The sequence below is a fragment of the Mesorhizobium sp. M0663 genome, assembly GCF_040320585.1.
In the GTDB taxonomy this organism is placed as follows: Bacteria; Pseudomonadota; Alphaproteobacteria; order Rhizobiales; family Rhizobiaceae; genus Mesorhizobium.
This window is the reverse complement of record NZ_JAMYPX010000001.1, coordinates 502,312-527,139: the sequence shown is the minus strand read 5'-3', so window position 1 is coordinate 527,139 and position 24,828 is coordinate 502,312. Positions and strand designations below refer to the sequence as shown.

Here is a 24,828-nt window from a genome sequence, read left to right as displayed (position 1 = left end):
CCGGTCTTGGCCATGTGCCATGGGTTGCGAAAGCGGCAGCCACCCCACAGACTTTCAAACCTGTTGCGCATACCGCTTTTCGCGGCTATGGATTTCGCCATGAATATGCGTTCGATCAAGACCATTTGGTGGTGGGCTCGCTGACAGCGGCCTGTTCGAACGCGTTCGCGTGACAATAGAGGGTGGCCGCAGCGGAATGTCCGGGCGGCCATTTGTTTTTTCAAGCCATTCCCGGGTCCGTTGCCCCAAAGACGCTGATGGAGACGGCAATGACGACGAAAATTCTGGAGAATGGCGCCGAGCGCTTCGTCACGGCGGGTGGCGTGGCGATTACCCGCCAGCGCCATGACCGGCCTTACGAGGGGGCGATCGACGGCTATGTCGATGGCCTGAATTCGCGCCGCGGCGCCGTGTTTTCCTCGAATTACGAATATCCCGGCCGCTATACGCGCTGGGACACCGCCATCATCGATCCGCCGGTGGTGATCTCGGCACGCGGCCGCGCCATGCGCATCGAGGCGCTGAACCGTCGCGGCGAGGTGCTTTTGCCGGTGATCGGCACGGTGCTTGCCGGCCTTGACGACGTAACGATCGCCGAGACGTCCAACAAACTCATCCGCCTCGAGGTCGCCAAGCCCGATCGTATCTTCACTGAAGAGGAACGCAGCCGCGTTCCCTCCGTCTTCACCGTGCTGCGCGCCATCACGGCTTTGTTCAAGACCGAGGAAGACGCCAATCTCGGCCTCTATGGCGCCTTCGGCTACGACCTCGCCTTCCAGTTCGATCCGGTCGACTACAAGCTCGAGCGCAAGCCAAGCCAGCGCGATCTCGTGCTGTTCCTGCCCGACGAGATCCTCGTCGTCGACCACTATTCGACCAAGGCCTGGACCGACCGCTACGACTATTCCGGCGATGGCTTCTCGACCGAAGGCCTGCCGCGCGACGAAATCGTCGAGCCGTTCAGGACCGCCGACCGCATCCCGCCGCGCGGCGACCACGAGCCCGGCGAATATGCCAAGCTGGTGCGCAAGGCGATGAAGAGCTTCGAGCGCGGCGACCTGTTCGAAGTGGTGCCGGGGCAGATGTTCTACGAACGCTGCGAAACCCAGCCCTCCGAGATTTCCCGCAAGCTGAAGAGCATCAACCCTTCGCCCTATTCCTTCTTCATCAATCTCGGCGAGGGCGAATATCTGATCGGCGCCTCGCCGGAAATGTTCGTGCGCGTCAACGGCCGTCGCGTCGAGACCTGCCCGATCTCCGGCACCATCAAGCGCGGTGACGACGCCATCTCCGACAGCGAGCAGATCCTGAAGCTGCTCAATTCGAAGAAGGACGAATCCGAACTCACCATGTGCTCGGACGTCGACCGCAACGACAAGTCGAGGGTCTGCGAGCCGGGCTCGGTGCGCGTCATCGGCCGCCGCCAGATCGAAATGTACTCCCGCCTGATCCACACCGTCGACCACATCGAGGGGCGGCTGCGCGAAGGCATGGACGCCTTCGACGCCTTTCTGTCGCATGCCTGGGCGGTCACCGTCACCGGCGCGCCGAAATTATGGGCCATGCGCTTCATCGAGCAGAACGAGAAGAGCCCGCGCGCCTGGTATGGCGGGGCGATCGGCATGGTCAATTTCAACGGTGACATGAACACCGGCCTGACGCTTCGCACCATTCGCATCAAGGACGGCATCGCCGAGGTGCGCGCCGGCGCCACGCTGCTCTTCGACAGCATTCCCGAGGAAGAAGAAGCCGAAACCGAACTGAAGGCATCCGCCATGCTCTCCGCCATCCGCGACGCCAAATCAGGCAATGCCGCCAGCACCGAACGCAGCACCGCGCGTGTCGGCGACGGCGTCAACATCCTGCTGGTCGACCACGAGGACAGTTTCGTCCATACGCTCGCCAACTATTTCCGCCAGACCGGAGCCAACGTCTCGACGGTGCGCACGCCGGTGCCGGACGAGATCTTCGACCGGCTGAAGCCAAACCTGGTCGTGCTGTCGCCTGGCCCCGGCACGCCGAAGGACTTCGACTGCGCCGCCACCATCAAGCGGGCCCGTGCGCGCGACCTGCCGATCTTCGGCGTCTGCCTCGGGCTGCAGGCGCTGGCCGAGGCCTATGGCGGCGAGCTGCGCCAACTGCACATCCCGATGCATGGCAAGCCGTCGCGCATCCGCGTGTCGAAGCCGGGCATCATCTTCTCCGGCCTGCCCAAGGAGGTGACGGTCGGCCGCTATCATTCGATCTTTGCCGATCCGGTGCGGCTGCCCGATGGTTTTGTCGTCACCGCCGAGACCGAGGACGGCATCATCATGGCCTTCGAGCACCGCAAGGAGCCGATCGCCGCAGTGCAGTTCCACCCGGAGTCGATCATGACGCTCGGCCACAATGCCGGCATGCGCATCATCGAGAACATCGTCGCGCACCTGCCGCGCAAGGCCAAGGAAAAGGCCGCTTAATTCGAGGGCTCAGTGTTGGGAACTTTTCCCCAGTGACCGCGGCGGAAATCAAAGCCGCCGCCAGGCAGAAGGTCGCCAGCCTCGCCTTCTGGTCGATCGTCGTCGCCTGCGTCGTGCTCGGCCTGAAGCTGGTGGCCTGGTACGTCACCGGTTCGGTTGCGCTTTATTCGGACGCGCTGGAATCGATCGTCAACGTCATTGCCTCTGCCGCCGCCTATTGGGCGATCCAGGTCAGCTACAAGCCGGCCGACCAGGACCATCCCTTCGGCCACCACAAGGCCGAGTATTTCTCGGCCGTCCTCGAAGGCGTGCTGATCGTGCTTGCCGCCCTGCTGATCCTCAACGAGGTCTGGTGGTCGTGGCAGCATCCGGCCCCGCTCGAACAGCCATGGACCGGCCTCGCCGTCAACGGCGTCGCAACGGTCATCAACGCCGTCTGGGCCTTGACGCTGATCCGCACCGGCCGAAGCGAAAAATCGCCGGCTCTCGTTGCCGACGGCAGGCACATCATGACCGACGTGGCGACCTCGGTCGGTGTGTTCATCGGCCTGGTCGGCGCCGTACTGACCGGCTGGCAGGTTCTCGATCCAGCTCTTGCGGTGATCGTGGCGCTGAACATTCTGTGGCAGGGCTGGCACGTCATCGGCTCGTCGATGAACGGGCTGATGGACCGCGCCGTCGACACCCAGGAACATATCCGCATACGCGACATCATCTCGGCCAATTGCAAGGGCGCGCTCGAGGTCCACGACCTGAAGACGCGCATCGCCGGCCGCGCCACCTTCATCGAGTTCCACCTGGTCGTCGACGCCGACATGTCGGTCGGCGCCAGCCACGTCATCTGCGACCGCATCGAGGACGCGCTGCAGGCCGAGATTCCTTCCGTCCGCGTCATCATCCATGTCGAGCCCGACGACGAGGCGAAACTGCCCAAGGGCACGACCGCCGTGCCCTTCGCGTGAGGTGGCGTCGCGGAGAAAAATCGCTCAGTCGTGATCCTTCGCGCCCCCCTCTGTCCTGCCGGACATCTCCCCCTCAAGGGTGGAGATTGGATGTCGCTTCGGCTTTCGCCAATCTTCAAAGAAGAACGCTGTCGGTGAAGCTGCCGATCTCCCCCCTTGAGGGGGAGATGTCCGGCAGGACAGAGGGGGGTGCTGTCTCGCCGGCATCGCGTCTCTGAACTGCTACTGCCCGCAGGCAGCCTGCGGCATCGGCTCCAGCCGGTAGACCTTGTCGTCGGACCTGGTGTCGCCCTCCGCCGCTTTCGAGCACAGATCGACGATCGGCAGGCCGCTGTTCGGGTTGGCCAGCATCATCGTGCCGTTGGCGCCGCGGCGAAGGAAGACCTCCCTTTGCGCGATATCGCAGGAGGCACCACCCGCCTTCGCGCTCGCCGCGCAGCGCCACTGGTCGCCCTCGCCCTGACAGTTATAGACCTGCGTGACCTTGGCCGATTTCTGCCGCGTGGTAACCGAAACGGCGATATCGGCGCCGCTTGGCCAATTGGCCGGATCGCCCTCCTTGGCGAAAGACGCCGGCTCGACCGGTCCGCGGAAAACCCTGATCGACTGGGTCAGCTGATCGGGATGCGAGCCGAGATGCGCGGCGTCGTAGTCGCGTCCGTAGCAGAAGGCCTGGTCCGGCTTCAGCCGCTCGCGCAATGGCGGGCCAAGGGCCGGGTCGATCGGGTCGATGCGCGCGAACTCCGCCTTGCAGGTGGCGGCCGGCATCGGGTCGAGCCTGAAGCCGTTGTCGTCCTTGCCCAGCGCCTGCCTTTCGTACTCCGCCTTGCCGAGCTCGTCTTCCGATCCGGCGTCGAGATAGAGATCGGGCTGCACGTCCGAGACGATCAGCCGGCCTTTGTCGTCGACCTTCAGCGAAGCCATGGTGCGGTCGCAGTCCATGCCGCAACGGATCGGCCCGGTCTTGCCGTCCTCCGACTCATGACTGCACCAGCCGCCGAGCCATTCAGGCGCCTCGGCGCCGCGTACCGTCGTCGCCATGAAGCCATTGTAGGAGGAATCGATGCCGGTGCTTGGCTCCTCGTTTGGTCGGCTGACCGGATCGCGGCCGTAATAGAAGAAGATGCGCGCCACCTTCTGCTGCGGATGCGACTTGAGATGCGCGGCGTCGTAGACGCGGCCGAAGCAAGCGTCCTTGCCGTCGGGGCTGAGCTCGGTGAGTTTGAGCGTGTCGTCGGCGAAAGCAGCACCGGCGACGGCGGCAAGCAAGGCAACCCCAACTCCGGCGCCCATCACGGTCCTTGATATCATGCTGGCTCCCCCTGCCCCGACAAGACGTGGCTTCAATTTATGCTAGGATTGAGGTCGAGGCCACGCAAATTGCGCGGGCCGACCAAATGGGAGATGAAGCCATGCGACGCCGCGATATTTTCCGCGTCGGTCTTGCCGGAGCCGCCGGGCTTTTCGGGCTGCGCCCCACCAAGGCCGCAGCTAGTGAAGTCAAGGCCGTCGAAGAGGAAAGGCAAAAGGTCGCCTATCACCTCAGCGATCTCGACAAGGTCAATTTCGTGCTCGGCAACATCAAGAACCACTTCGAAGGCACCGACGGCAAGGTCGACATCGCGCTTGTCGTGCACGGCCCGGCACTTGCCGCCTTCAAGTCGAAGGGCATATCGGCCGCCATTTCCGGGCGGTTCGCCGGCCTTGTCCAGGATGGGCTCAGCCCGCACGCTTGCGCCAACACCATGCACGGCATGGATATCGGCCTGGCCGACCTGCTCGACGGCTTCCATGCAGCCGACAGGGGCGGCGTCGTCAAGCTCGCCGAATTGCAACGCCAGGGCTATGCCTATCTCAGGCCATAGGGCAATTCCAGGAAAAGTGTGAAACGGTTTTCCGTCCGGAATTGCGTCAAGACAAAGAGGGAGCGGTTCGCCGTTTCCGTGAAACGGTGAACCGCTCTAAACTTTTACGGACTTGAACGCGAGGACCGCGAGGGCTTACGAAGAGCAGGCAGAGTCCCCGGAGGAATAGACGTGCCAGCCACCACCACCCTTGTCAGCCCCTCTCTGGTCATCCCCGACCTTGCCGGAAAGGCGGTCCTGGTCACCGGCGCCTCGACCGGCATCGGCGCGGCGCTCGCACTCGCCTACGCCGCGCAGAAATGCCGCGTCGCGCTGCATTACAATTCGAGCCGCGCGGCTGCCGAAAACCTTGCCGCGACCATTCGCAACGGCGGCGGCGACGTGTTCCTCGTCCGGGGCGATTTCTCGATCCCCGCCGATGTCGAGCGCGTCGTCGAGGACAGTGCGCAACATTTCGGCCGGCTCGACGGCCTCGTCAACAATGCCGGCGGCATGCTCGGCCGCGTGGCCTATGCCGAGCAGACCGAGGCGCATTACGACGCGGTGATGGACCTCAACGCGCGTTCCGTGCTGACAGCTTCGCGCAAGGCAATCCCATGGCTGAAGCGGCAGGGTGGCTTCATCGTCAACACCTCCTCGATCGCCGCGCGCAACGGCGCCGGCGGCGGCGCCGGCCTGTACGGCTCGGCCAAGGCCTTCGTCTCCAACGTCACGCGCGGCATGGCCAAGGAGCTGATCGGTTTCAACATCCGCGTCAACGCGGTGGCGCCCGGCACGATCGCGACACCTTTCCACGAGCGCTACTCGACCGACGACCAGATGAAAGGCATGATCGCCACCATCCCGCAGGGCCGCGCCGGCACCGCCGAGGACTGCGTTGGCGCCTATCTGTTCCTCTCCTCCGATCTGTTGAGCGGCTACATCACCGGCCAGGTGATCGAGGTGAATGGCGGGCAGTTGATGCCGTAGACGGCGAACTGCATACTCCTGGTTGCGTCATCTCAACGGAGCAAAGCGAATGTACGGACTGATCGGCAAGATGCGGGCGATGCGCGGCCAGCGTGACGCAATGATGGATATCCTGCTCGCCAGCACCGGCGCCATGCCCGGCTGCCTGAACTACATCATCGCCACCGACCCGGCCGATGCCGACGCGATCTGGGTGACCGAAGTGTGGACCGACGCCGAAAGCCACAAGGCTTCGCTGCAGCTGCCCGAAGTCCAGGCGGCAATCGCCAAGGCACGGCCGATCATCGCCGGCTTCGAGTTCCAGGTGGAGACGCATCCTGTTGGCGGGTTCGGGTTGGCGGCGGCGAAGGCGGGATAGAGGAGAGGCCGGCGGGACAGCGCCCCCCTCTGGCCTGCCGGCCATCTCCCCCTCAAGTGGGGAGATTGGCAGCTTCGCCGACAGCGCTCTTTTTTGGAGATTGGCGAAGGCCGACGTGACATCCAATCTCCCCACTTGAGGGGGAGATGTCCGGCAGGACAGAGGGGGGCGCGAAGGATCGCTGCGGATGGTTGGTGCCATTACCACCCAAGCCCTTTTCCGCGCAAAAAGGGTTCGCATTTTTTCGCGACCGGTCTAAGAGCCCATCTATGGATTCTTCCCCGAACCCGCCGGTCATCGAGCATCTGGCGCGGATCCACAGGGCCTGGCAGTGGCCGGTCCTGGTGGTGGTCTCGGTGCTGTTTGCCGGCGCGCTGGAACTCGCCGCCCTGCCCGCCGCGCTCTTGATCGGACCGATGCTGGCGGCCATCGCTGCCGGCACCAACGGCGCCACGGTGCGCGTGCCGCGGGTTCTGTTCGGCTCAGCCCAGGCGGTCGTCGGCTGCCTGGTCGCCAGTTCCATCTCGGCCGACATCTTTCCCGTCTTCTACAAGGAATGGCCGCTGTTCCTCGGCGTCGTGATGGCGACGGTCGCGGCATCCAGCCTGCTCGGCTGGCTGATCAGCCGCTGGCGCATCCTGCCCGGCACCACCGCCGTCTGGGGTTCGTCGCCGGGCGCCGCCACCGCCATGGTGCTGATGGCCGGTGCCTTCGGCGCCGACCAGCGCCTCGTCGCCTTCATGCTGTATCTGCGCGTCATCTGCGTCTCGATGACGGCAGCCCTGGTGGCCAAGCTCTGGGTCGACACCTCGGGCATCGAGGTGCCGGCCATCGTCTGGTTTCCGCCGGTCGACCCGCAAGGCTTGGCCGCAACATTCGGCGTGGCGCTGGTCGGCGGCCTCGCCGGAAAGCTTTTCCGGCTGCCGTCGCCGTTTTTCCTCGGCACCTTCATTTTCGGCACCGTGATCCATCTCGGGCTCGGCGTGACCATGCAGCTGCCGCCCTGGCTGCTCGCCTTGAGCTACACGATGATCGGCTGGAGCATCGGCCTGAATTTCACCAGGGCCATTTTGCGCCACGCGGCCCGCGCGCTGCCGCAGATCGTCGGCTCGATCATTGCCCTGATCGTCTTTTGCGGCGGCCTCGCCTTCCTGATCAGTCGCCTGCTCGGCATCGATCCGCTGACCGCCTATCTGGCAACCAGCCCCGGCGGCATGGACAGCGTCGCCATCATCGCCGCCGCCGCGCAGCATGTCGACATCTCCTTCGCCATGGCGCTGCAATCGGCACGCTTCCTGATCGTGCTTCTGGTCGGCCCAAGCGTGGCGCGGCTGGTGGCGAGAAGCCTCAAACCATAGCAGCTTGCCTCTCCCTGATTGGTAGCCGGTTTTCCTGAAACCGGTCGCACTTTGCTGTCGCCGACCGTATCGGGCCAGCACCCGCACGAGCTCAAAAAATAACTTGACTCAAATACTCAGATTTGAGAGCCCCTTCCGTCAATGTACGGAAGAGTGGAGACGAGTTGATGCGGAAACGGACGATGACATGGCTCCTGGGGTTATCATTGCCGGGCAGCATGGCCTTGCTCGACCTGTCCGGGCCGGCTCACGCCCAGGACCAGGGCGGCGTCACCGTTCTCAACAAGATCGAGGTCGATGCCGAGAGCGACGAGATCCTCGTGCAAGACGGCTACGTCGCCAAGACGGACCGCATCGGCACCAAGACCGACACGCCGATGGTCAAGATTCCGCAAGCCGTTTCGGTTGTGACGCAAAAGCAGATCGAGGACCAGAAGCCACGCACGCTGAACGAATCGCTCGGCTATGTCGCAAGCGCCAATCCGAACAGCTTCGGCTTCGACACCCGCTACGATGCCTTCTTCCTGCGCGGCTTCCAGGCCTTTTACAACGGCATGTTCCGCGACGGGCTGCGCCAGTACAACGGCCCCTCGGCCTGGTTCAAGACCGAGCCCTACGGCATCGAGGGCGTCACCATACTGAAGGGTCCGGCCTCCTCGCTTTACGGCATCAGCGGTCCGGGCGGCATCGTCAATCTGGTCACCAAGCGCCCCAAGGAAGAACAGTTCCGCGAAGTCGAAATGCTGCTCGGCGCACACAATCGCTTCCAGGCCGCACTCGACGCTTCCGACCCGGTGAACGAAGACGGCAGCATCCTCTATCGCTTCACCAGCCTCGGCCGCACCAGCGACACCGACCTGGTCGGTTATCCCGACGACAAGATCTATCTGGCGCCGGCAGTCACCTTCAAGCCGGATGAGGACACCAAGCTGACCATCCTCGGCGAATATTCGAAATCCGTCACCGGCGGCACCGCTGCCTTCTACAATTCGGGCGGCGCTCTGACGGACCTTTATGAGGGCGATCCCGCCTGGAACGACTTCGACCAGACCCAGGGCCGCATCGGCTACGAGTTCGAGCACCGTTTCAACGACGTGCTGACCGTCCGGCAGAATCTTCGCTACAGCGCCGTCGACAGCGACATCGAGTACAGCGGTCATTACCCGGACGGCGTGGATCTGAAACGCTATTGGGGCCACTACACCGAGACCATGAAGAATTTCGTCGTCGACAACATGGCGCAGTTCGAATTCGATACCGGCCAGGTCAGGCACACGGCGGTAGCCGGCATCGACTACGCCTGGTCGAACTATGACGCCGGCAGCGGTATCTCCTATGTCTCCGTCGACGACATCAAGGCCGCTCCGGTTCCTTACTCTGGCGGGCAGGAGATGAACCAGCTCGGCGCCTATCTGCATGACCAGATGGAGTGGAACGATTTCACCCTGTTCGCCAGCGGTCGCTACGACTGGGCCGACACCACCTCGACCGCCGCCGACTTCACCAAGTCCAAGCAGGACGACAGTGCCCTTTCCGGGCGGCTCGGCTTGTCTTACCAGACCAAATGGGGCATCACGCCCTATGTCAACTATTCGACGTCGTTCTCGCCCAATATCGGCTTCGTCTATGACGATGTCAGCAGCCCTGTCGGTCGCGTCGCCCGTCCGACCATTGCGACGCAGAAGGAAATCGGCGTCAAATACGAATTTGCCGACTATAACGCCGCCGTCAGCGCCGCTCTGTTCGACATCGACCAGAAGGATGGCGTCGTCTTCGACGCCTCGACCGGCATCAACAAGCAGCGCCAGCTCGACCTGAACTCGCGCGGCGTCGAGCTGGAAGCCAGCGCTTCGCTCGACAACGGTCTCAGCATACTCGCCTCCTACACCTATCTGCGCGTGAAAATCGAACGCGGCGCCACGGGAACCGCAGGCAAGGAACTGTCGGCGACGCCAAATCACATCCTGTCGCTCTGGGGGCAGTACCAGTTCGAGGACGGCACGCTGCAGGGGCTCGGGCTGGGCACCGGCGTTCGCGTCGCCGGCTCGAGCTATGGCGATGACACCAACACCTTCAAGAACGATGCGCGCGCCTTCGTCGACGCCTCGCTCTCCTATGATTTCGGCTACCGCAACCCCAAGCTCGAGGGCGTGAAGCTGCAGGTCAACGCCAAGAACCTGTTCGACACTCAAAAATCCATCTGCTCGGCCGGCTATTGCTACCGCGACGAGGGCCGCTCGCTGTTCGCTAGCCTGCGCTACCGCTTCTGATGTCGATCGCCGTTTCCAGCCGGGCATCGACGCCTGTCGCGATCGTCCTGGCGATCGGCGGGCTCTACGTCGCGCAGAGTGTGATCGGCGGCATCACCTGGGCGGGCCTGCCGGCGGTGATGCGCGACCAGGGCCTGCCGCTCGACCGGATCGGCCTGGTCTCGCTGATCGCGCTGCCATGGGCGCTCAAGTTTCTATGGGCGCCGGCCGTCGAGCGCTATCGGCTGCCGCCGGTCGGCAAGAACCGCACCGGCACGATCGTAGCCGCCGGTGGGCTTGCGTCCATCGCCGGGCTGTGGGCCGTCGGCGCGCTCGGCCCGGAGGCCTGGTGGCCGGTCCTGGCCTGCCTGACCGTCGTCGCCTTCGTCGCCTCGACGGTCGACATTGCCTGCGATGGTTTCGCCGTGCAGAGCCTGGCTAAGGAAAACCACGGCTGGGGCAATGCCGCGCAGGTCGGCGGCGCCTATCTCGGCTCGGCCATCGGCGCCGGCCTGTTTCTGCTTCTGGTCGACGCTTATGGCTGGCGCATCGCCGTTTGGGCGATGGCCTTGCTGCTCCTGCCGCTCGGTCTGCCCTTCCTGCTCGGCGCGGCCAGCCGCGCGCGCGAGGAGACGCGCGAGCATGTTCCCAGCCTTCTCGACGCGTTGAAGCGTCCCGAAATTCGGCGCGGCCTGGCAGCGTCGGCCATCTATGTCCTGGCCCAGAAGGCGGCACTCGCCATGCTCGGACCATTCCTGGTCGACGCCGGGCTCGACCTCTCGATGGTCGGACTTGTCAACGGCGTCGGCAGCATGTTCGTCGGCCTGGCTGCCGCACTCGCCGGCGGCGCTCTCGTCAAATGGTTCGGCCCGCGCAACGTGCTCGTCCTGGCGCTTGTCCTGCAGGCCGGATCGCTGTTCTTCTTTTCGGTCTTCGATTTTCTTGGTGGCTTCTCGACCACCGCTTTGATGGCCATCGCGGTGCTCAGCTCGTCCGGCTTCATGGCTCTCGGTTTCGTCGCGCTTTACGCGCAGTTCATGCGCTGGTCAGATCCAAGACAGGCGGGCGTCGACTTCACGCTGTTCCAATGCATGGACGCACTGATGAGCATGGCCGGCGGGATCGCGGCCGGTTATGCCGCGCGGTATTTCGGCTATGGCGCGTTCTTCGCCGGCGCCGGCCTCGTCGCGCTGCTGGCGGTGCCGGCGATCATCATCGTATCCGACCGCCGGTGACCCCGCCCGCCCTTGTGCAGCAGGGGAATCGCACATGGAAGTTTGGGGCATTTGCCAGGCCGCGTACCCCCACCCCTAACCCCTGCCCACAAGGGGGAGGGGGACGATGCCGCTGCTGTTTCGGCTAGAATCGTCGAATTTTGCCGCTGAGTGGCGCTGCCGCAAAAGTTCCCCTCCCCCTTGTGGGGAGGGGTTAGGGGTGGGGGTCTTCTTCGCAAGAATCCATATGCGATCCTCTGCCCCCGAGGGGCGGTGCGCTATTCTTCGCTGCCGTCCGCCCCTTGCGTCCCGCGACGCCAGTAGGCGGTGATCAGGTGCCGGTCGCGCGGCACACCCCATTCCTTGCGGACGATCCTGCGGATCTCGCGGAAATCGCCGAACTCGCATCCGGCCCAGACATAGAGATTGTCGGCAAGCGAGGTCCGGCTCCGCTGCCGCAGCACCGCCGGCAACAGGCTGGCTGTGCCAGCCTCGCGCCCATGCCGATATAGCCAGGTGACGGCAACGGTCTCGCCCGCGGCCAGCGCGATCCGGTCGTCCGGGCCGTCGACCTCAATGAACGCTTCGGCGCGGGTTGACGGCGAAAGCTGCTCCAGCATCCTGCCGATCGCCGGAAGCGCGGTGTCGTCGCCGAGCAGCAGCAGGTTTTGCGCCTCGGGCACGCCGCCCCCACCCGGTCCGATCATGCCGATGACCTCGCCGGCAACCGCCTTTTCGGCGAAAGCGGCCGCCGGCGTATCCATACCGGGGTGGAGGACGAAATCGACATCCAGCCAGCCACTTGCGGCGTCCAGCGCCCGGATCGTGTAGACGCGAACGACAAGCGCGTCCTCGCCCGACGGCCAGACCATCAGGCCGTCGGCGCCCATCGACGGCCACACCGGCAGCCTGCCGCGCGGCGGCAGCAGCAGCCGCACATGCAGGCCGCCACGGCCAAAGCGGCCGAGATCGTTGCCGGTGAAGCGGACGCGCTGCATATGCGGAGAAATCCGCGTCGAGGACAGCACCGTGATCTCGCGGAAGAACACCGGCGTACCGGCATCGCTGCCGTCGCCCTGCCAGGCGATGCCCCTGGTCGTGCCGAGATGTTGCGAAAAATGGCCGGCGACCGCCATTTTCATGTAGGACAGGCAGGTCTGGTCCTCGGCCGCGACGCTAATCAGCACGCTGTTATCACCGAGCGTCGCCTTCAACGAACCGTAATGCGTGCGAAATTCCCAATGATCGGCAAGGCCGGTATCGATCTCGGATTCGCCGTGCTCGGCGCGCAGCCTGTCCATCACCGACCGGATGGCGGAACCGCTGATCCGGGTTTGCGCACTCAATTGCTCCATCGCTCAGCCTTTCGATGCCGTTTGAACCCGAGCTCGCCATACGGCGTCCTCGCCACGCCGGAATGCCACAGCCGGCCCGCTGTTTCCACTAAAAAGATGATAAACAAAGTCATGTTTTTGCATCAAGCCAATGAGTCCCGCGCGAGCAACGGCGGCCGTGTCGGCGAGGTGGCCTAAAGGGCCTTGAAAATATCCTTCAGCTGATCACCAGGCTGGAGATGCGATCGCCGTCCAGGGTGAACGCCATGTCGCCCTCGCCGTCGAAGCCGTTGCCTGTGACGGCAATGCGGACGTGATAGGTCTCGCCCGCCGGTTCGATACCAATGATGCTAAGTTTGGACTGCACGCCGATATTGTCCGACTGGTTCCAGCGCGCAATCTGCTCGCGGCCCTTGAACGACCGGCCCCAGTCGCTCAGGAAGGCATCGGGAGTGAACGTCTCGAGGAAAGCTTTGGTGTCGCCGGCATTGGTGGCTTCGACAAAGCGGCGGATGGCATCGGGCCTAGTCATTTCCTTCCTCCAGGTGGCCTAATCCAGCCGGTGCATCAGATCGTCGTCCAGCCAGCGAGCGAAGAAATAGACCAGTTGCTTGTGCCACCACGGCCATTCATGCGCGACATCGCCGCCCCAATAGTCGACCCAGGCCGGAATCGACTTGTCACGCAGGATCTGTTCCAGCGCCTGCGTATCGGCCAGCATCCGTTCCTCCCAGGCACCCTGCCCGCAGCAGAAGATCAGCCGCAGCGCCTTCAGCCTGCCAAGCAGCCCCGGATCGACGATACCCGGCAGGTAGTCGAGCGGCGAGTTGAAGAAAATCTGTCCGTCGAGCGCACTGCCGAAGAAATCGTGGGTCGAGTAAACCCCCGACAGCGCGATGACGCCGCTGGCCAGTTCCGGAAAGCGGAAGACGAAATTCGACGAATGATAGCCGCCCATCGAGCAGCCGCAAAACAGCGGCTTCAGCGTACGCCCGCCATTGGCCTCGGCCGCGGCAGACAGGAGTTCCGGCAGCGCCTCTTCGCGCACATAGCGGAAATACGCTTCATGCCGGGCGATGCGATGGGCCGGCTCGGCATGGCGATCGAAGAAGGATTCCGCATCGATGCCGTCCAGCGTGAACAACTGGATGCGACCGGTGTCGACGAACTCGGCGAGAGCCGAAACCGCGCCGGAATCCTCGAACTGGTAGAACCGCCCTTGCGAAGTCGGGAACACAACCACGGGTCGGCCGGCATGGCCGTAGCGCTTGTATTCCATGTCGCGGCCGAGGTTGCGGCCAAAACCCTTGTGGTAGGAAACGTCCATCGCCTCACGCCTTTTCCGCATGGATGTAGTCGACCGCCCGACGCAGCGCCTTCGGGTCGGTGGAGCGCAGCTGATAGGCGTAGTTTCCCATGGCGCGGCTGAAAACCTCCTCGATGGCGTGATGATGGACGATCATGTCGCCATGGGCGGCCAGCACGTCGGCATGGCTGTGCACATAGTTGAGATGCCGCTTGCGGCTGGCATAGGCGGTGAAATACTTGCCCTTGTAAGGGCCGCCGGCGGCGTCCTTGACCACCATGTCGGCCCAGGCGGCATAGACATCGATATCGAAGGTGTAATTGATGGCATCGGTCATCCAGGCGCCAGGCGGCCGCATGTTGACCTCCAGCGCGATGACCCGGTCGTCCCTGGTTTCGAACAGCTCGATGTGGAAGAAGCGCTCGCGCACGTCGAACGCCTTGAGGATTTTCCTGCCGGCCTCCTCGACCGCCCGGCTGATCTCGGGAAAACAGACATAGCTCATATGGCGGTCGCGGTTGACCACCTCCATGACGCTCTGGTCGTAGCGGTGGCTGGCGGCCAGCACCACCTCGCCGTCGCGGTTGACCAGCCCGTCATAGGTGACCACCAGCCCTTCGATGAATTGCTCCATCACGAAGCTGACGCCTTCCGGCTTGTCCCTGAAGAAGCTGTCGAGTTCGCCGGCGTTGGAGATTTTGAAAGTGTTCGAAGCGCCGGAGCCGGAATCCGGCTTCACCACCACGGGATAGCCGACGCGGCGGATGAAGGTCATGGCGCCGGCGCGGTCGGAGCACTTGCGTTGCGGGATGGTTTCGACGCCGCTCTTGCGGAAGAACGCCCGCATGCGGCTCTTGCGTTTCAAATTCTTCACGAAGTCGAGCTTGGTGCCGAAGATGTTGAAGTCGGTGCGGATATTGGCTTCCAGCTCCAGCCAATGCTCGTTGAGCGATTCAAACCGGTCGACGCGGCCCCATTTGTGGATGAAATGGCCGATCGCCCGGAACACCGGCTCGTACTCCTCCATGTCGTCGATGCGGTAATATTCCGAAAGGGCGGCCTTCAATTTGCCGTCCAGCGCATCGAACGGCGCGTCGCCAATGCCGAGCACGGTGGCGCCGGCCTTGTTCAGCCGGTCGCAGAAATCGGCGCCATTGGCTGGAAAATGCGGCGAGAAGAACACGAAGTTCATGGACGATCCCTCCCGGGGGCAAGCCATCGCACCCCCGCCGACAATCGACTCTGGCGCATTTGCCGGGCTCGGGGAAGAGCAACTGGATCAGGTGAGCGGCTGGGTCCGCGAAAGGTGACGCCAAAACCGTGAAATAAAAAACCCGCCTCGACAGCGGGTCCTCGGCGCCAGTCAGCACCATACCCAAATTAGTAGCATAGCTGCCGGCACAAAGCAAGAACAAAGTTGCTGTAATCAGGAAAAATCGCTTGATGTCGGCGCCGCGCCTTCATTGCAGCTTGGGTTCCTCGCCCCACGAAAATGGCATAGGTGGCTCGGCGAAGCCGAGACGGAGAGGGGACTGCGCCCTACGAACGCCCCCTCTCCGGCCGCGGAGCCTGTCCTCGGGCTTGCCGAAGGCAAGACCCGTGGGCGGCCACCTCTCCCCCGCTTCGCGGGGGCGAGGAACCCAGGTCTTGAGAGGCTGGATCGACAGCTTCACCCACCTCCAATGCTCCCACTTGCCTCGCTTTACCCGCTCCTGTATGAAATCCGCCATGAGCCCGCGCGCCACCTCTTTTGCGTCCCGTCCGACCGGCATTGCCGGCCAGACCGTCCGCGCGCTTGCCTCGACCCTGCTGCTTCTCGGCCTTATCGGCGATCGCCGGGTTCGCTGAAGGAGCGCCCGGCGGTCGAATTGCCGCTCACGCGCACGCTCCTTGGCCAGTCACAAATTGGCACGTCACATCAAGCGAACGAAATTCTGGTAAAGGCGCCGCTCGCCACCAATCCGCCTGAAGCTGGATCCGCGAGCCGCCGGGAGAAAAGACGATGAACGCACGAGAAGATATCCGTCTGAATGTAGAGGAAACCGCCAAGCCCGCGAGGGGCATGCCGGATGCTGCCCGGAAGTACCAGCCCTATCCGACCGTCGGCCTCGCCGATCGCACCTGGCCTTCGAAAGTGATCGACAAGGCGCCGATCTGGTGCTCGGTCGACCTGCGCGACGGCAACCAGGCGCTGATCGATCCGATGGGCCAGGAACGCAAGGCGCGCATGTTCGCCCTGCTGCTCGACATGGGCTTCAAGGAGATCGAGATCGGCTTCCCGTCGGCCTCGCAGACCGACTTCGATTTCGCCCGCTGGTGCATCGAACAGGGCAACGTGCCCGCCGACGTCTCGCTGCAGGTGCTGGTGCAGTGCCGGCCGGAACTGATCACCCGCACTTTCGAGGCGCTGAAGGGCGCCACCAACCCGATCGTCCATTTCTACAACTCGACCAGCGAATTGCAGCGCCGCGTCGTCTTCGAGAAGGACGTCGCCGGCATCAAGCGCATCGCCACAGATGCGGCCAAGATGATCACGGACATGGCGGCCAAGGCCGGCGGCGGCTACCGTTTCGAATATTCGCCGGAGAGCTTTACCGGCACCGAGCTCGAAGTGGCGCTGGAGATATGCAACGCGGTCACCGAGATCGTCAAGCCGACGGCGGAGAACAAGCTGATCATCAACCTGCCCTCCACGGTCGAGATGTCGACGCCCAACATCTATGCCGACCGCATTGAATGGATGTGCCGCAACCTCGACAATCGCGAGAACCTCTTGATCTCGCTGCATCCGCACAACGACCGCGGCACCGGCATCGCCACCACCGAACTCGGCCTGATGGCGGGCGCCGACCGCGTCGAAGGCACGCTGTTCGGCAATGGTGAGCGCACCGGCAATGTCGACATCGTCACGCTGGCGCTCAACATGTACACGCAAGGCGTCGATCCCGGGCTCGACTGCTCCGACATCAACCGCATGAAGGACGTCTACGAATACTCCAACCAGCTGAAGATCCCGGAGCGCCACCCTTATGTCGGCGAGCTCGTCTACACCGCCTTTTCCGGCTCGCACCAGGATGCCATCAACAAGGGCATGAAGGCGCTGCGCAAGGCCAACACGCCGCATTGGGAGGTGCCCTATCTGCCGATCGACCCGGCCGATGTCGGCCGCAGCTACGAAGCCATCATCCGCATCAACTCGCAGTCCGGCAAGGGCGGCATCGCCTATGTGCTGCATGCGGATTACGGCCTCAACCTGCCGCGCAACCTGCAGATCGAGTTCAGCCAGGCTATCCAGGCGATCACCGACGCCGAAGGCAAGGAGGTGCCGGTCAAGCGCATCTACGAGCGCTTTCTCGACACCTATGTCGACCAGCCCGGCGCGCGGCTGAAGTTCCTCGACCACCACACCTATCCCGACACCGAGGTCAAGGGCCGGCGCGTGATCGAAGCGGTGATCCTCGACAAAGGCAAGGAGGTGACCATATCAGGCACCGGCACCGGCCCGATCGACGGCTTCGTCGATGCGCTGTCGCGCCATGTCGGGGTGCCGATGTCGGTGCTCGATTATTCCGAGCATTCCATGCAGCGCGGCTCGAATGCCTCGGCCATTTCCTATGTCGAGATGGAACATCCGGGCGGCAAGCTGTTCGGCGCCGGCATCAACACCAACATCGTCGCCGCCTCGCTAGAAGCCGTGGTTTCGGCCGCCAACCGCATCGTCGGCCGAAAGCGCGGCTAGCCGAAACGGTCAGGCTCCCGCCATCGGCCCACCGGAATTTATCCGGTGGGTACGCTATCGCACCATAAGCACATGCTTGTAAGGCGCCGCCAGCGCGATATGATCGTACCTCAACCTGTGCCGAATTCGAAGGGATCGACACTTGCAGCATACCACGCCTGCCGCCCCCGCAGTGCGCGAAACGTTGGAGCGATTGCTTGCCAGCGAAACGTTCGGACGATCCGAGCGCGCGCGCAAGCTGCTCCGCTACCTGGTCGAGCGCGAGCAGGCAGGCGAAGCCGACAGGCTCAAGGGCTTCTCCATCGCGATGGACGTGTTCGGCAAGGACGGCGATTTCGATCCGTCGACCGATGCGGTGGTGCGGGTGCAGGCCGGCAGGCTGCGCGAGCTTCTGCAGCAGTATTTCGCCAATGAGGGCGTTGCCGAACCGGTCCGCATCGCCATTCCGCGCGGCGGCTATGTTCCGTCCTACGAACTCAACGCCATTCGCTTGCCGGCAGAGGCTGAGGCAGAGAGCAAGCCGCAGCCGGCGACAGAGGAGGCGACAAACGCCCCGCCCGGATCGCCGGAAGATGCCCGCAACCGGGCACATCCGGCTGCATTGCTGAGCGTTCCAGCCGTCGCCCCTGCTGCTCCTTCGCTGCAACGCCATTTGCAGTTCTTCTGGCTGGCGATCGCGCTGGTCATCCTCATGCTGGGTGTGCTGATCCTTCGCCAGGGCAGCGTGGTATTGCTGACCGGCGGCGACACGGCGGTCGAGACCGCGGTGGCGACCGGCAGCATAGCAGCGCCTCCCGTTGAAAACCTCCCCCAGGTCTACATCGCCATCAAGGCCGACAGCGACCTGGCTCGCCGTGTCGCCGCATCGCTGCGCGCCGGCCTCAGCGGCTTCGATACCATCAATTTCATCGGCCGTGATGCCGACAGCCCGCCCGATCCAGTAACCGACGCCGCCAGCTTCGTGTTCGATGTCCTGCCCGGGCCGCGTAGCGGCGACACCATGCTCGAGCTGCAAAGCGTGGCGACCGGCCGCGTGCTGCTCTCACGCAACCTGACCGCCGGCGACAGCGCGAACACCGCCATCGAGGACCAGATCTCCGGCATTTTGAGCTCGGCTCTTCCCGCCTCGGGCACGATCTACAACTACATCGAGCAGAGCGGCATCCAGACCGGGCTGACGGCGTGTCTGGTGCTCAACGGCAAATATTATCTCGACCAGAACGCCCAGACGCACGAAGCCGCTTACCGCTGCCTCGAAGATCTTGCCAACCGGGAGGCGAAGTCGTCGCTCGTCTATTCGGAACTCGCTTCCTTGCATCTCGAAGCGGTCACCGACCACTATCCCTATCCCGCCGACGCGACGATCGACAAAGCGATGACGTTTGCCCATCGCGCCATCCAGATGGGCCCGACCAGCCCCTACGCGCACCGCGCCCTTGGTTATCTCAATTCGCGCATGGGCGATTCCGCGGAATCGATCCGCTGGATGCGCAAGGCCTATGAGCTCAATCCCTACGATCTCGCAATGGCCGCCGCCTATGGCTACGGGCTGGTTTTCGCCGGCAGGTACAGCGAGGGCACCCCGATCATCGCTCACGCGGTGGACATCGCCAGCGCCCATCCGACATGGTGGGATTACGGGCTGTTCGCCGGAGAGTTCATGATGGGCGACATGAACAAGGCCACGCTCGCCAGCGACGGCTTGCGAACGACGGAAATGAAATCGCATTATCTGGCGGCGCGGCTGATCGGCGCCAAGGCTGCCGGCCGCGAGAAGCTGGCGAGCAGGCTGCTGCAGGAACTGACCGCCAAATTCCCGAAATTCGCAGCCGATCCGCGCGCAACTTTCGTCGAACGAAGATATCCCGCCGATCTGACCAACCGGCTGGTGGAAGCCCTGCGCGCCGCCGGCCTTGGCGGCGCCAGCTGACGTCTCCCGGCGCGTGCACGACGTCAGGTGATCGCGAAGATTTTACTGGCCATCCGGACGGCCAAAGCGCAATTCAGACACAATTTGAACCGGCCAATCTGATCCCATATAGGTCTGATCCCGCATAAGACTGATCTCCGCATAAGACTGATCTCCGCATAAGTCTGACCTCCCGCAAGACTGATCCGCATAAGACCGCCCCCGGCATCCTGACTGATCCCGGCACCAAGCCATAAAGTTTGCATGACCCCATCCCTTTACGCTGCCGAACGGGGCACCGGCCCGACAACGATTGCCTTCCTGCATGGTTTCGGTGGCTGCCACGACGACTGGCGCGATGTGGCCGAGTCTCTGGCGCCCGGCGCGCGGACCCTGGCCTATGATCTGCCGGGACATGGGCTGTCGCTCGATTTTCCGGGCGGCGGTCCGGCCAGGATTGCAGCCAGTGCCGTCCTTGCGGATCTTTCCGCTCGCGGGATAAAGCGGGCTCATCTCGTCGGTCATTCGATGGGCGGGACGGTTGCTGCCCTGATGGCCTTGAGCGAGCCGGAAAAGATGGCCTCGCTGACGCTGCTGTCGCCGGGCGGTTTTGGTCCTGAGATCAATGGTCCGCTGCTGCGTCGCTACGCCGCCGCTGCCGGCACGGATGAAATCCGCGCCTGTCTTGCCGCCATGTCGGGACCGCAAAGCCGGCCCTTGCAGCATAGGGTCGATCTCGTCAACGAGATGCGCCGGCGTCCCGGCCAGTCGCGGACACTTGTCGAGTTCGCAGCCGCCATGACCAGGGATGATCGGCAAGGCGTCATTCAGCGCGAACGGCTGGAAACGCTGAACATGCCGGTCATGGTGGTTTGGGGAACCGACGACGCGGTGCTGCCCGTCAGCCAGGCGGACGGCGTGCCGAAGCATTTTCATCTGCACCACGTGCTGGAAGCCGGCCATATGCTGGTCGAGGAAGCGCCCGGCCTGGTCGTCGAGGCCGTCCGTCGCAATATGCGACGCCGCAGCAGGCGGCTTCGTCCGGGATTCGCCGCTGCGGCGAGCTGATCGGTCTTCGCGCAGGCACGGCGGCGGCGCTGGTGCTGCTCCAGCGAACCCTTGCCCGCTCATCGATCTCGCAAGTGCAATTTGCCGGCGGCTGTGTTAATTCGGTGTTAACCAAACCCCGCGAGGCAACGCCGATGAAGGACGCAGGCGAGAACATCACCCAGATCGATCAGTCGCGAAAACTGTCCGATGCCATTCGCGACGTCAAGAACGCCTTCGCCGACCGCGACGACGTCGTCGTCGAGATGCGCGAAGCGCATCGCATGCGGCTCGATCTGCTTGCCGCCGAACTCGCGCCGGTCTTCGGCGACGTACCCACCGATATGGACAGTTTCGACTTCGCCGTCTCGTCCGGCCTGCAGCCACGGCTGTGGATCGACGCCGTCAGCCATGTCGCCATGGGACGCGACCGCCGCACCTACCGCTTTCTCAAGGACACGCGCATCGGCCGCGTCGTGCTCGCCGAGTCGACAGAGATGAAGGTCGTTGCCGACCAGGTGACGCGCTATGTCGCCGAGCGCGTCGTCGAACGCCAGAGGATGATGGAAGGCGGCATCGAGCAAGCCGTCGCCGGCCTGAAACGCGCCCTGGTGGCGGAGGCTGAGCCGCCGCTGCATGTCCCTGGGCGCAGCAACGGCTGGTCGGCGTTCTTCTCGGGCCTCGGCCTGATCGCCGCAGGCGCCCTGGTCGGCCTGGCGATTTCGCTCGTGTTGTTCTGGGACCGCATCGTTGCAATGAAAATCAGCTTCTAGAGCGGTTCAGCGTTTCACGGAAACGCTGAACCGCACTATCTCTTTGTTTTGACCCAATTCCGGACGGAAAACCGTTTCACACTTTTCCTGGAATTGCTCTAGCCATCGAGGCCTCGGCTTCGACGCCAAGCTCCATTGTCTGCAGGTCGCTGGGCGGCAATGCCGGCCCGGTCAGGCCGCGGCGCGTCAGCCTGATCCGCCACTTGTCCTTTTCACCGTCGATGTCGAGCAGATTGTATTGCGCCGGCGCATGCGAACTGCCGGGCGCCTGCCCGGCGGCGGCGACCCCGACCACCGGGATTTTGGTCTTGCGGGCGCCGATGAAGAAGAGCGACGGCACATGCGAATGGCCGTGCAGCACAAGCTCGGCGCCGTGCCGGTGAAGAACCTTGTGGAAGCGCGAGATGCCGAACAGCCGCTTGTTCTGCGAAACGGCGCCGCGCACCGGCGGGTGGTGGATCATGATCACTCGGAACAGGCCCTGCTTGCCCGTGGCGTCGAGGATGCCGCGCAGCCTTTCCGCCTGGCCTTCCAGAAAGAAGCCGTTGGCCATGAAGGGAGCCGTGGCGCGCGCCGTCGAGACGCCGATCAGCGCAACTTCGCCGCGCACCCGCAGATACGGAAAGGTGTTGCGGTCGACCGGCGTATTGACGCCGTCGCCGGTCATCCACGCCGCCCAGGACCGGCAGGTCTTGTCGAAGGCGCCCGGCACATAGGCGTCATGGTTTCCAGGCACCACCGACACGTCGTTGGGCGAGCCCAGCGTCTCCAGCCAGTGCTTGGCCATCTCGAGCTCACCGTCGAGCGCCAGATTGACCAGGTCACCGGTGATGGTGAGATGGTCCGGCCCGCTGGCCTTCATGTCGGCGACGATCGTGTCGATGACGGCATCGTGCATGTAGCGGCGGCGGTTGCGCTGCCAATTGACGTAACCGACCACGCGCTTGGAGGCGAGATCGCGATAGGTTACATCGGGAAGCGGCCCCAGATGGACATCGGAAATATGCGCGAGCCTGAACATCTTTTCTTCATAGGCGAGGCGCGCGCGGCTTTCCACTCACGGTTTCGCGGACGATGACGACGCCGGATCCGGAGCAAGCCCTGCGTCAGACCGGCTGGCCGGGCTTCAGGGCAAGGCTGTTTCACCTGTACTTCGTACTGCGGCGGCCGATGACGCTCGGCGTGCGCGGCTTGATCCACGACCGCCGCTCCAATTCCGTCTTCCTCATCCGCCACACCTATGTCCCGGGCTGGCACCTTCCGGGCGGTGGCGTCGAGTTGGGCGAGACGATGATCGAAGCGCTGACGCGCGAAGTCTTCGAGGAAGGCAACATCGCGCTGACCGGACCGCCGGTGCTGAAATCCCTGCATTTCAACCGCCGCGCCAGCCGACGCGACCATGTCGGCCTCTATCTGGTCGAGGAGTTCGACCAGCCAGCACCCAAGCTGCCCGACCGCGAGATCGCCGAAGCCGGCTTCTTCCCGCTCGACCGCTTGCCCCAGGGCACGACACCGGCGACGCTGCGGCGGATTGCCGAAGTTTTTGAGGGGAATTCGGCATCGCCTTACTGGTAGATCATCTCTTCAACAGCTTTGGCTGCTTCGGTATAGACCGGCAGCATCCATTGTTCTCAGAGAGATACATGCTGAGCGATGAGGAGAAAAAATGCAACACAGCCAAAACGATAGGTTTAGAATCGCGCTCTATGTATCACTTTACACGGGAATTTATGTGATAGCATTTTCTGTGAAAGCCTTAATTTCGACAATAGTTCTTGCGATAGATCCATATATTTTAGCAAAAGTTGGAAGATTCATCCAATTCGCAATACAATTAGTTGCGGCATTCGTGACATATTTCGTTTTTATAAAGCGACATGCTCAGCTTTTTACTCGCACTGAATTCTGGAAAATGGTCGGCTTCTCAACCATGATAGAAATGATTTTGGGAATGGCTGTGCTTCTGCCGTCGGGATTGTTACGCGCAATCCCGCCCCAGATGTCGGTCCTGATCGTCATGATCAGCGGCATCGTTGCGTTCCTGGCAACGTCGCTCGGCTACTCCAATCGATTTGGAAATACCATATTGAAAGCTGAACTCGTTAGAAGGGCAAAGATGGACTCCGAAACCTTCCGCTAGGTCACCGGTCTCACGCCGCCTTCCTGAATCGCGCCCGGTCATGCGGCGCGGCGTAGTCCAGCTCCGGCCCGACCGGCACGATGCGCGTCGGGTTGATCGTCTCGTGGCTGCCGTAATAATGCGACTTGATGTGGTGCAAATTCACCGTGCCGGCGACGCCTGGCACCTGGTAGAGGTCGCGCAGATAATTCGACAGGTTCGGATAGTCGGCGATGCGGCGCAGATTGCACTTGAAATGGCCGACATAGACCGGGTCGAAGCGGACCAGTGTCGTGAACAGCCGCCAGTCCGCCTCGGTGATGCGGCCGCCGACGAGATAGCGCTGCCTTGACAGACGGTCCTCCAGCATGTCGAGCGTCGAGAACAATTCGCCGAACGCCTCCTCGTAGGCCGCCTGCGTGGTGGCGAAGCCGGCGCGGTAAACGCCATTGTTGACCGCGGGATAGACCAGCGCGTTGACCGCATCGATCTCACCGCGCAGCGGTTGCGGATAGAAATCGAGCCTGGCATCGCCCCATTCGTCGAAGGCCGAATTGAGCATGCGGATGATCTCGGAGGATTCGTTCGAAACGATGGTCTGCTCGCGTTTGTCCCACAGCACGGGAACGGTGACCCGGCCCGAATAGCCGGGATCGGCCCTGGTGTAGATCTGGTGCAGGAAATCGAGGCCGTAGAGCGTGTCGCCGGTGGCGCCGTCCTCGGCCAGGAACGTCCAGCCGTCGGCGCCCATGAAATGATGGACGACCGAGATGGAAATCACGTCCTCGAGTTTTTTGAGCACGCGAAAGATCAACGTCCGATGCGCCCACGGGCAGGCGAGCGAGACATAGAGGTGGTAGCGGCCGGGCTCGGCCTTGAAGCCGCGTTTTCGCCCTTCGGCCGGCGCGCCGTCGCGGGTCACCCAGTCGCGCCACTGCGACTGCGCGCGCACGAATTTGCCGCCGCTCTCCCCGCTATCGTACCGGCGGTCCTGCCATTGGCCTTCGACTAGCAATCCCATGCAATATCCTTTCGCGTTCCTGTCCGATGTAGGGCACCAAGCGGCGCCGCGGAAATCCCCGATGCTGAACAGATCGTCAACGGCTGCGTCGTCGAGTGCGGTCGGCTGCGCGGGCCGATTGCGGCGGCTGAAAATTGGTGCTAGCG

General features: G+C 63.4%; 21 protein-coding genes. 14 read left to right on the top strand and 7 right to left on the bottom strand.

Annotated features, from left to right (window positions below):
* Window positions 1-269: 269 nt before the first annotated feature.
* Together NKI54_RS02545 and NKI54_RS02540 are read left to right on the top strand one after the other, a co-directional pair.
* A complete protein-coding gene (locus NKI54_RS02545) occupies window positions 270-2,459 on the top strand; it encodes an anthranilate synthase (protein WP_352575745.1) in 2,190 nt (729 codons plus the stop codon).
* Window positions 2,460-2,491: 32 nt separating this feature from the next.
* Window positions 2,492-3,421, top strand: coding sequence for a cation diffusion facilitator family transporter (locus NKI54_RS02540; RefSeq protein ID WP_502894484.1), 930 nt, complete (start codon window positions 2,492-2,494; stop codon window positions 3,419-3,421).
* A 222-nt stretch (window positions 3,422-3,643) separates the two neighbouring features.
* On the opposite strand, the gene NKI54_RS02535 is transcribed toward NKI54_RS02540, so the two are convergent.
* Window positions 3,644-4,732 carry a hypothetical protein gene (locus NKI54_RS02535; protein WP_352690581.1) on the bottom strand — a complete coding sequence of 363 codons (1,089 nt, stop codon included), beginning with the start codon at window positions 4,730-4,732 and terminating at the stop codon, window positions 3,644-3,646.
* A 101-nt stretch (window positions 4,733-4,833) separates the two neighbouring features.
* Between NKI54_RS02535 and NKI54_RS02530 the strand changes: the two genes are divergently transcribed.
* The 6 genes from NKI54_RS02530 to NKI54_RS02505 all read left to right on the top strand — a co-directional run bounded on the left by NKI54_RS02530 (window position 4,834) and on the right by NKI54_RS02505 (window position 11,455).
* Window positions 4,834-5,286 (top strand): DsrE family protein, encoded by a 453-nt coding sequence (locus tag NKI54_RS02530; RefSeq protein ID WP_352690579.1) that lies wholly within the window; start codon window positions 4,834-4,836, stop codon window positions 5,284-5,286.
* Between the two features lie 171 nt (window positions 5,287-5,457).
* Window positions 5,458-6,255, top strand: coding sequence for an SDR family NAD(P)-dependent oxidoreductase (locus NKI54_RS02525; RefSeq protein ID WP_352690576.1), 798 nt, complete (start codon window positions 5,458-5,460; stop codon window positions 6,253-6,255).
* Between the two features lie 49 nt (window positions 6,256-6,304).
* Complete coding sequence (locus NKI54_RS02520; protein WP_023679530.1) at window positions 6,305-6,613, top strand: putative quinol monooxygenase; 309 nt, start codon at window positions 6,305-6,307, stop codon at window positions 6,611-6,613.
* 269 nt (window positions 6,614-6,882) lie between these two features.
* A complete protein-coding gene (locus tag NKI54_RS02515) occupies window positions 6,883-7,971 on the top strand; it encodes an AbrB family transcriptional regulator (RefSeq protein ID WP_352690574.1) in 1,089 nt (362 codons plus the stop codon).
* A 182-nt stretch (window positions 7,972-8,153) separates the two neighbouring features.
* Window positions 8,154-10,241 carry a TonB-dependent siderophore receptor gene (locus NKI54_RS02510; protein ID WP_352690572.1) on the top strand — a complete coding sequence of 696 codons (2,088 nt, stop codon included), beginning with the start codon at window positions 8,154-8,156 and terminating at the stop codon, window positions 10,239-10,241.
* Window positions 10,241-11,455, top strand: a complete 1,215-nt coding sequence (locus NKI54_RS02505) for an MFS transporter (protein WP_352690570.1) — start codon at window positions 10,241-10,243, stop codon at window positions 11,453-11,455. Before NKI54_RS02510 ends, NKI54_RS02505 begins: the two co-directional genes overlap by 1 nt.
* 257 nt (window positions 11,456-11,712) lie before the next feature.
* Here the strand turns inward: NKI54_RS02505 and NKI54_RS02500 are convergent, their stop codons facing one another.
* The 4 genes from NKI54_RS02500 to NKI54_RS02485 all read right to left on the bottom strand — a co-directional run bounded on the left by NKI54_RS02500 (window position 11,713) and on the right by NKI54_RS02485 (window position 15,266).
* Entirely contained in the window at window positions 11,713-12,789 is a 1,077-nt protein-coding gene (locus NKI54_RS02500) for a siderophore-interacting protein (protein ID WP_352690568.1), read from the bottom strand.
* A 196-nt stretch (window positions 12,790-12,985) separates the two neighbouring features.
* Window positions 12,986-13,300, bottom strand: a complete 315-nt coding sequence (locus NKI54_RS02495) for a nuclear transport factor 2 family protein (protein WP_352575731.1) — start codon at window positions 13,298-13,300, stop codon at window positions 12,986-12,988.
* Between the two features lie 18 nt (window positions 13,301-13,318).
* Complete coding sequence (locus NKI54_RS02490; RefSeq protein ID WP_352690566.1) at window positions 13,319-14,095, bottom strand: esterase family protein; 777 nt, start codon at window positions 14,093-14,095, stop codon at window positions 13,319-13,321.
* Window positions 14,096-14,099: 4 nt separating this feature from the next.
* On the bottom strand, window positions 14,100-15,266 hold the full coding sequence (locus NKI54_RS02485; RefSeq protein WP_352690564.1) for an ATP-grasp domain-containing protein: 1,167 nt from the start codon (window positions 15,264-15,266) through the stop codon (window positions 14,100-14,102).
* An 810-nt stretch (window positions 15,267-16,076) separates the two neighbouring features.
* On the opposite strand from NKI54_RS02485, the gene leuA reads away from it, so the two are divergent.
* From leuA to NKI54_RS02465, 4 genes are all read left to right on the top strand, one after another.
* A complete protein-coding gene (leuA, locus tag NKI54_RS02480; RefSeq protein ID WP_352690562.1) occupies window positions 16,077-17,813 on the top strand; it encodes a 2-isopropylmalate synthase in 1,737 nt (578 codons plus the stop codon).
* Between the two features lie 142 nt (window positions 17,814-17,955).
* On the top strand, window positions 17,956-19,743 hold the full coding sequence (locus tag NKI54_RS02475) for a tetratricopeptide repeat protein (protein ID WP_352690560.1): 1,788 nt from the start codon (window positions 17,956-17,958) through the stop codon (window positions 19,741-19,743).
* Between the two features lie 243 nt (window positions 19,744-19,986).
* Window positions 19,987-20,790 carry an alpha/beta fold hydrolase gene (locus NKI54_RS02470; protein WP_352690559.1) on the top strand — a complete coding sequence of 268 codons (804 nt, stop codon included), beginning with the start codon at window positions 19,987-19,989 and terminating at the stop codon, window positions 20,788-20,790.
* 134 nt (window positions 20,791-20,924) lie between these two features.
* Window positions 20,925-21,542: a hypothetical protein gene (locus NKI54_RS02465; protein WP_352690557.1), complete on the top strand. Its 618-nt coding sequence runs from the start codon at window positions 20,925-20,927 to the stop codon at window positions 21,540-21,542.
* Window positions 21,543-21,618: 76 nt separating this feature from the next.
* Here NKI54_RS02465 and NKI54_RS02460 read toward each other — a convergent pair whose 3' ends face one another.
* Entirely contained in the window at window positions 21,619-22,563 is a 945-nt protein-coding gene (locus NKI54_RS02460; RefSeq protein WP_352586933.1) for a metallophosphoesterase family protein, read from the bottom strand.
* A 53-nt stretch (window positions 22,564-22,616) separates the two neighbouring features.
* On the opposite strand from NKI54_RS02460, the gene NKI54_RS02455 reads away from it, so the two are divergent.
* Entirely contained in the window at window positions 22,617-23,117 is a 501-nt protein-coding gene (locus NKI54_RS02455; protein ID WP_352690555.1) for an NUDIX domain-containing protein, read from the top strand.
* A 91-nt stretch (window positions 23,118-23,208) separates the two neighbouring features.
* Complete coding sequence (locus NKI54_RS02450; RefSeq protein WP_352690553.1) at window positions 23,209-23,682, top strand: hypothetical protein; 474 nt, start codon at window positions 23,209-23,211, stop codon at window positions 23,680-23,682.
* Window positions 23,683-23,692: 10 nt separating this feature from the next.
* On the opposite strand, the gene NKI54_RS02445 is transcribed toward NKI54_RS02450, so the two are convergent.
* A complete protein-coding gene (locus tag NKI54_RS02445) occupies window positions 23,693-24,682 on the bottom strand; it encodes a glutathione S-transferase family protein (protein ID WP_352690551.1) in 990 nt (329 codons plus the stop codon).
* Window positions 24,683-24,828: the final 146 nt, after the last annotated feature.

What these genes read in the sequence shown, in the direction of transcription:
- NKI54_RS02465 (WP_352690557.1), top strand. Translation starts at nt 20,925, where the DNA reads ATGAAGGACGCAGGCGAGAACATCACCCAGATCGATCAGTCGCGAAAA.
- NKI54_RS02470 (WP_352690559.1), top strand. Translation starts at nt 19,987, where the DNA reads ATGACCCCATCCCTTTACGCTGCCGAACGGGGCACCGGCCCGACAACG.
- NKI54_RS02455 (WP_352690555.1), top strand. Translation starts at nt 22,617, where the DNA reads ATGACGACGCCGGATCCGGAGCAAGCCCTGCGTCAGACCGGCTGGCCG.
- NKI54_RS02545 (WP_352575745.1), top strand. Translation starts at nt 270, where the DNA reads ATGACGACGAAAATTCTGGAGAATGGCGCCGAGCGCTTCGTCACGGCG.
- NKI54_RS02450 (WP_352690553.1), top strand. Translation starts at nt 23,209, where the DNA reads ATGCAACACAGCCAAAACGATAGGTTTAGAATCGCGCTCTATGTATCA.
- NKI54_RS02530 (WP_352690579.1), top strand. Translation starts at nt 4,834, where the DNA reads ATGCGACGCCGCGATATTTTCCGCGTCGGTCTTGCCGGAGCCGCCGGG.
- NKI54_RS02460 (WP_352586933.1), bottom strand. Translation starts at nt 22,563, where the DNA reads ATGTTCAGGCTCGCGCATATTTCCGATGTCCATCTGGGGCCGCTTCCC.
- NKI54_RS02515 (WP_352690574.1), top strand. Translation starts at nt 6,883, where the DNA reads ATGGATTCTTCCCCGAACCCGCCGGTCATCGAGCATCTGGCGCGGATC.
- NKI54_RS02495 (WP_352575731.1), bottom strand. Translation starts at nt 13,300, where the DNA reads ATGACTAGGCCCGATGCCATCCGCCGCTTTGTCGAAGCCACCAATGCC.
- NKI54_RS02500 (WP_352690568.1), bottom strand. Translation starts at nt 12,789, where the DNA reads ATGGAGCAATTGAGTGCGCAAACCCGGATCAGCGGTTCCGCCATCCGG.
- NKI54_RS02510 (WP_352690572.1), top strand. Translation starts at nt 8,154, where the DNA reads ATGACATGGCTCCTGGGGTTATCATTGCCGGGCAGCATGGCCTTGCTC.
- NKI54_RS02535 (WP_352690581.1), bottom strand. Translation starts at nt 4,732, where the DNA reads ATGATATCAAGGACCGTGATGGGCGCCGGAGTTGGGGTTGCCTTGCTT.
- leuA (WP_352690562.1), top strand. Translation starts at nt 16,077, where the DNA reads ATGAACGCACGAGAAGATATCCGTCTGAATGTAGAGGAAACCGCCAAG.
- NKI54_RS02505 (WP_352690570.1), top strand. Translation starts at nt 10,241, where the DNA reads ATGTCGATCGCCGTTTCCAGCCGGGCATCGACGCCTGTCGCGATCGTC.
- NKI54_RS02445 (WP_352690551.1), bottom strand. Translation starts at nt 24,682, where the DNA reads ATGGGATTGCTAGTCGAAGGCCAATGGCAGGACCGCCGGTACGATAGC.
- NKI54_RS02490 (WP_352690566.1), bottom strand. Translation starts at nt 14,095, where the DNA reads ATGGACGTTTCCTACCACAAGGGTTTTGGCCGCAACCTCGGCCGCGAC.
- NKI54_RS02520 (WP_023679530.1), top strand. Translation starts at nt 6,305, where the DNA reads ATGTACGGACTGATCGGCAAGATGCGGGCGATGCGCGGCCAGCGTGAC.
- NKI54_RS02485 (WP_352690564.1), bottom strand. Translation starts at nt 15,266, where the DNA reads ATGAACTTCGTGTTCTTCTCGCCGCATTTTCCAGCCAATGGCGCCGAT.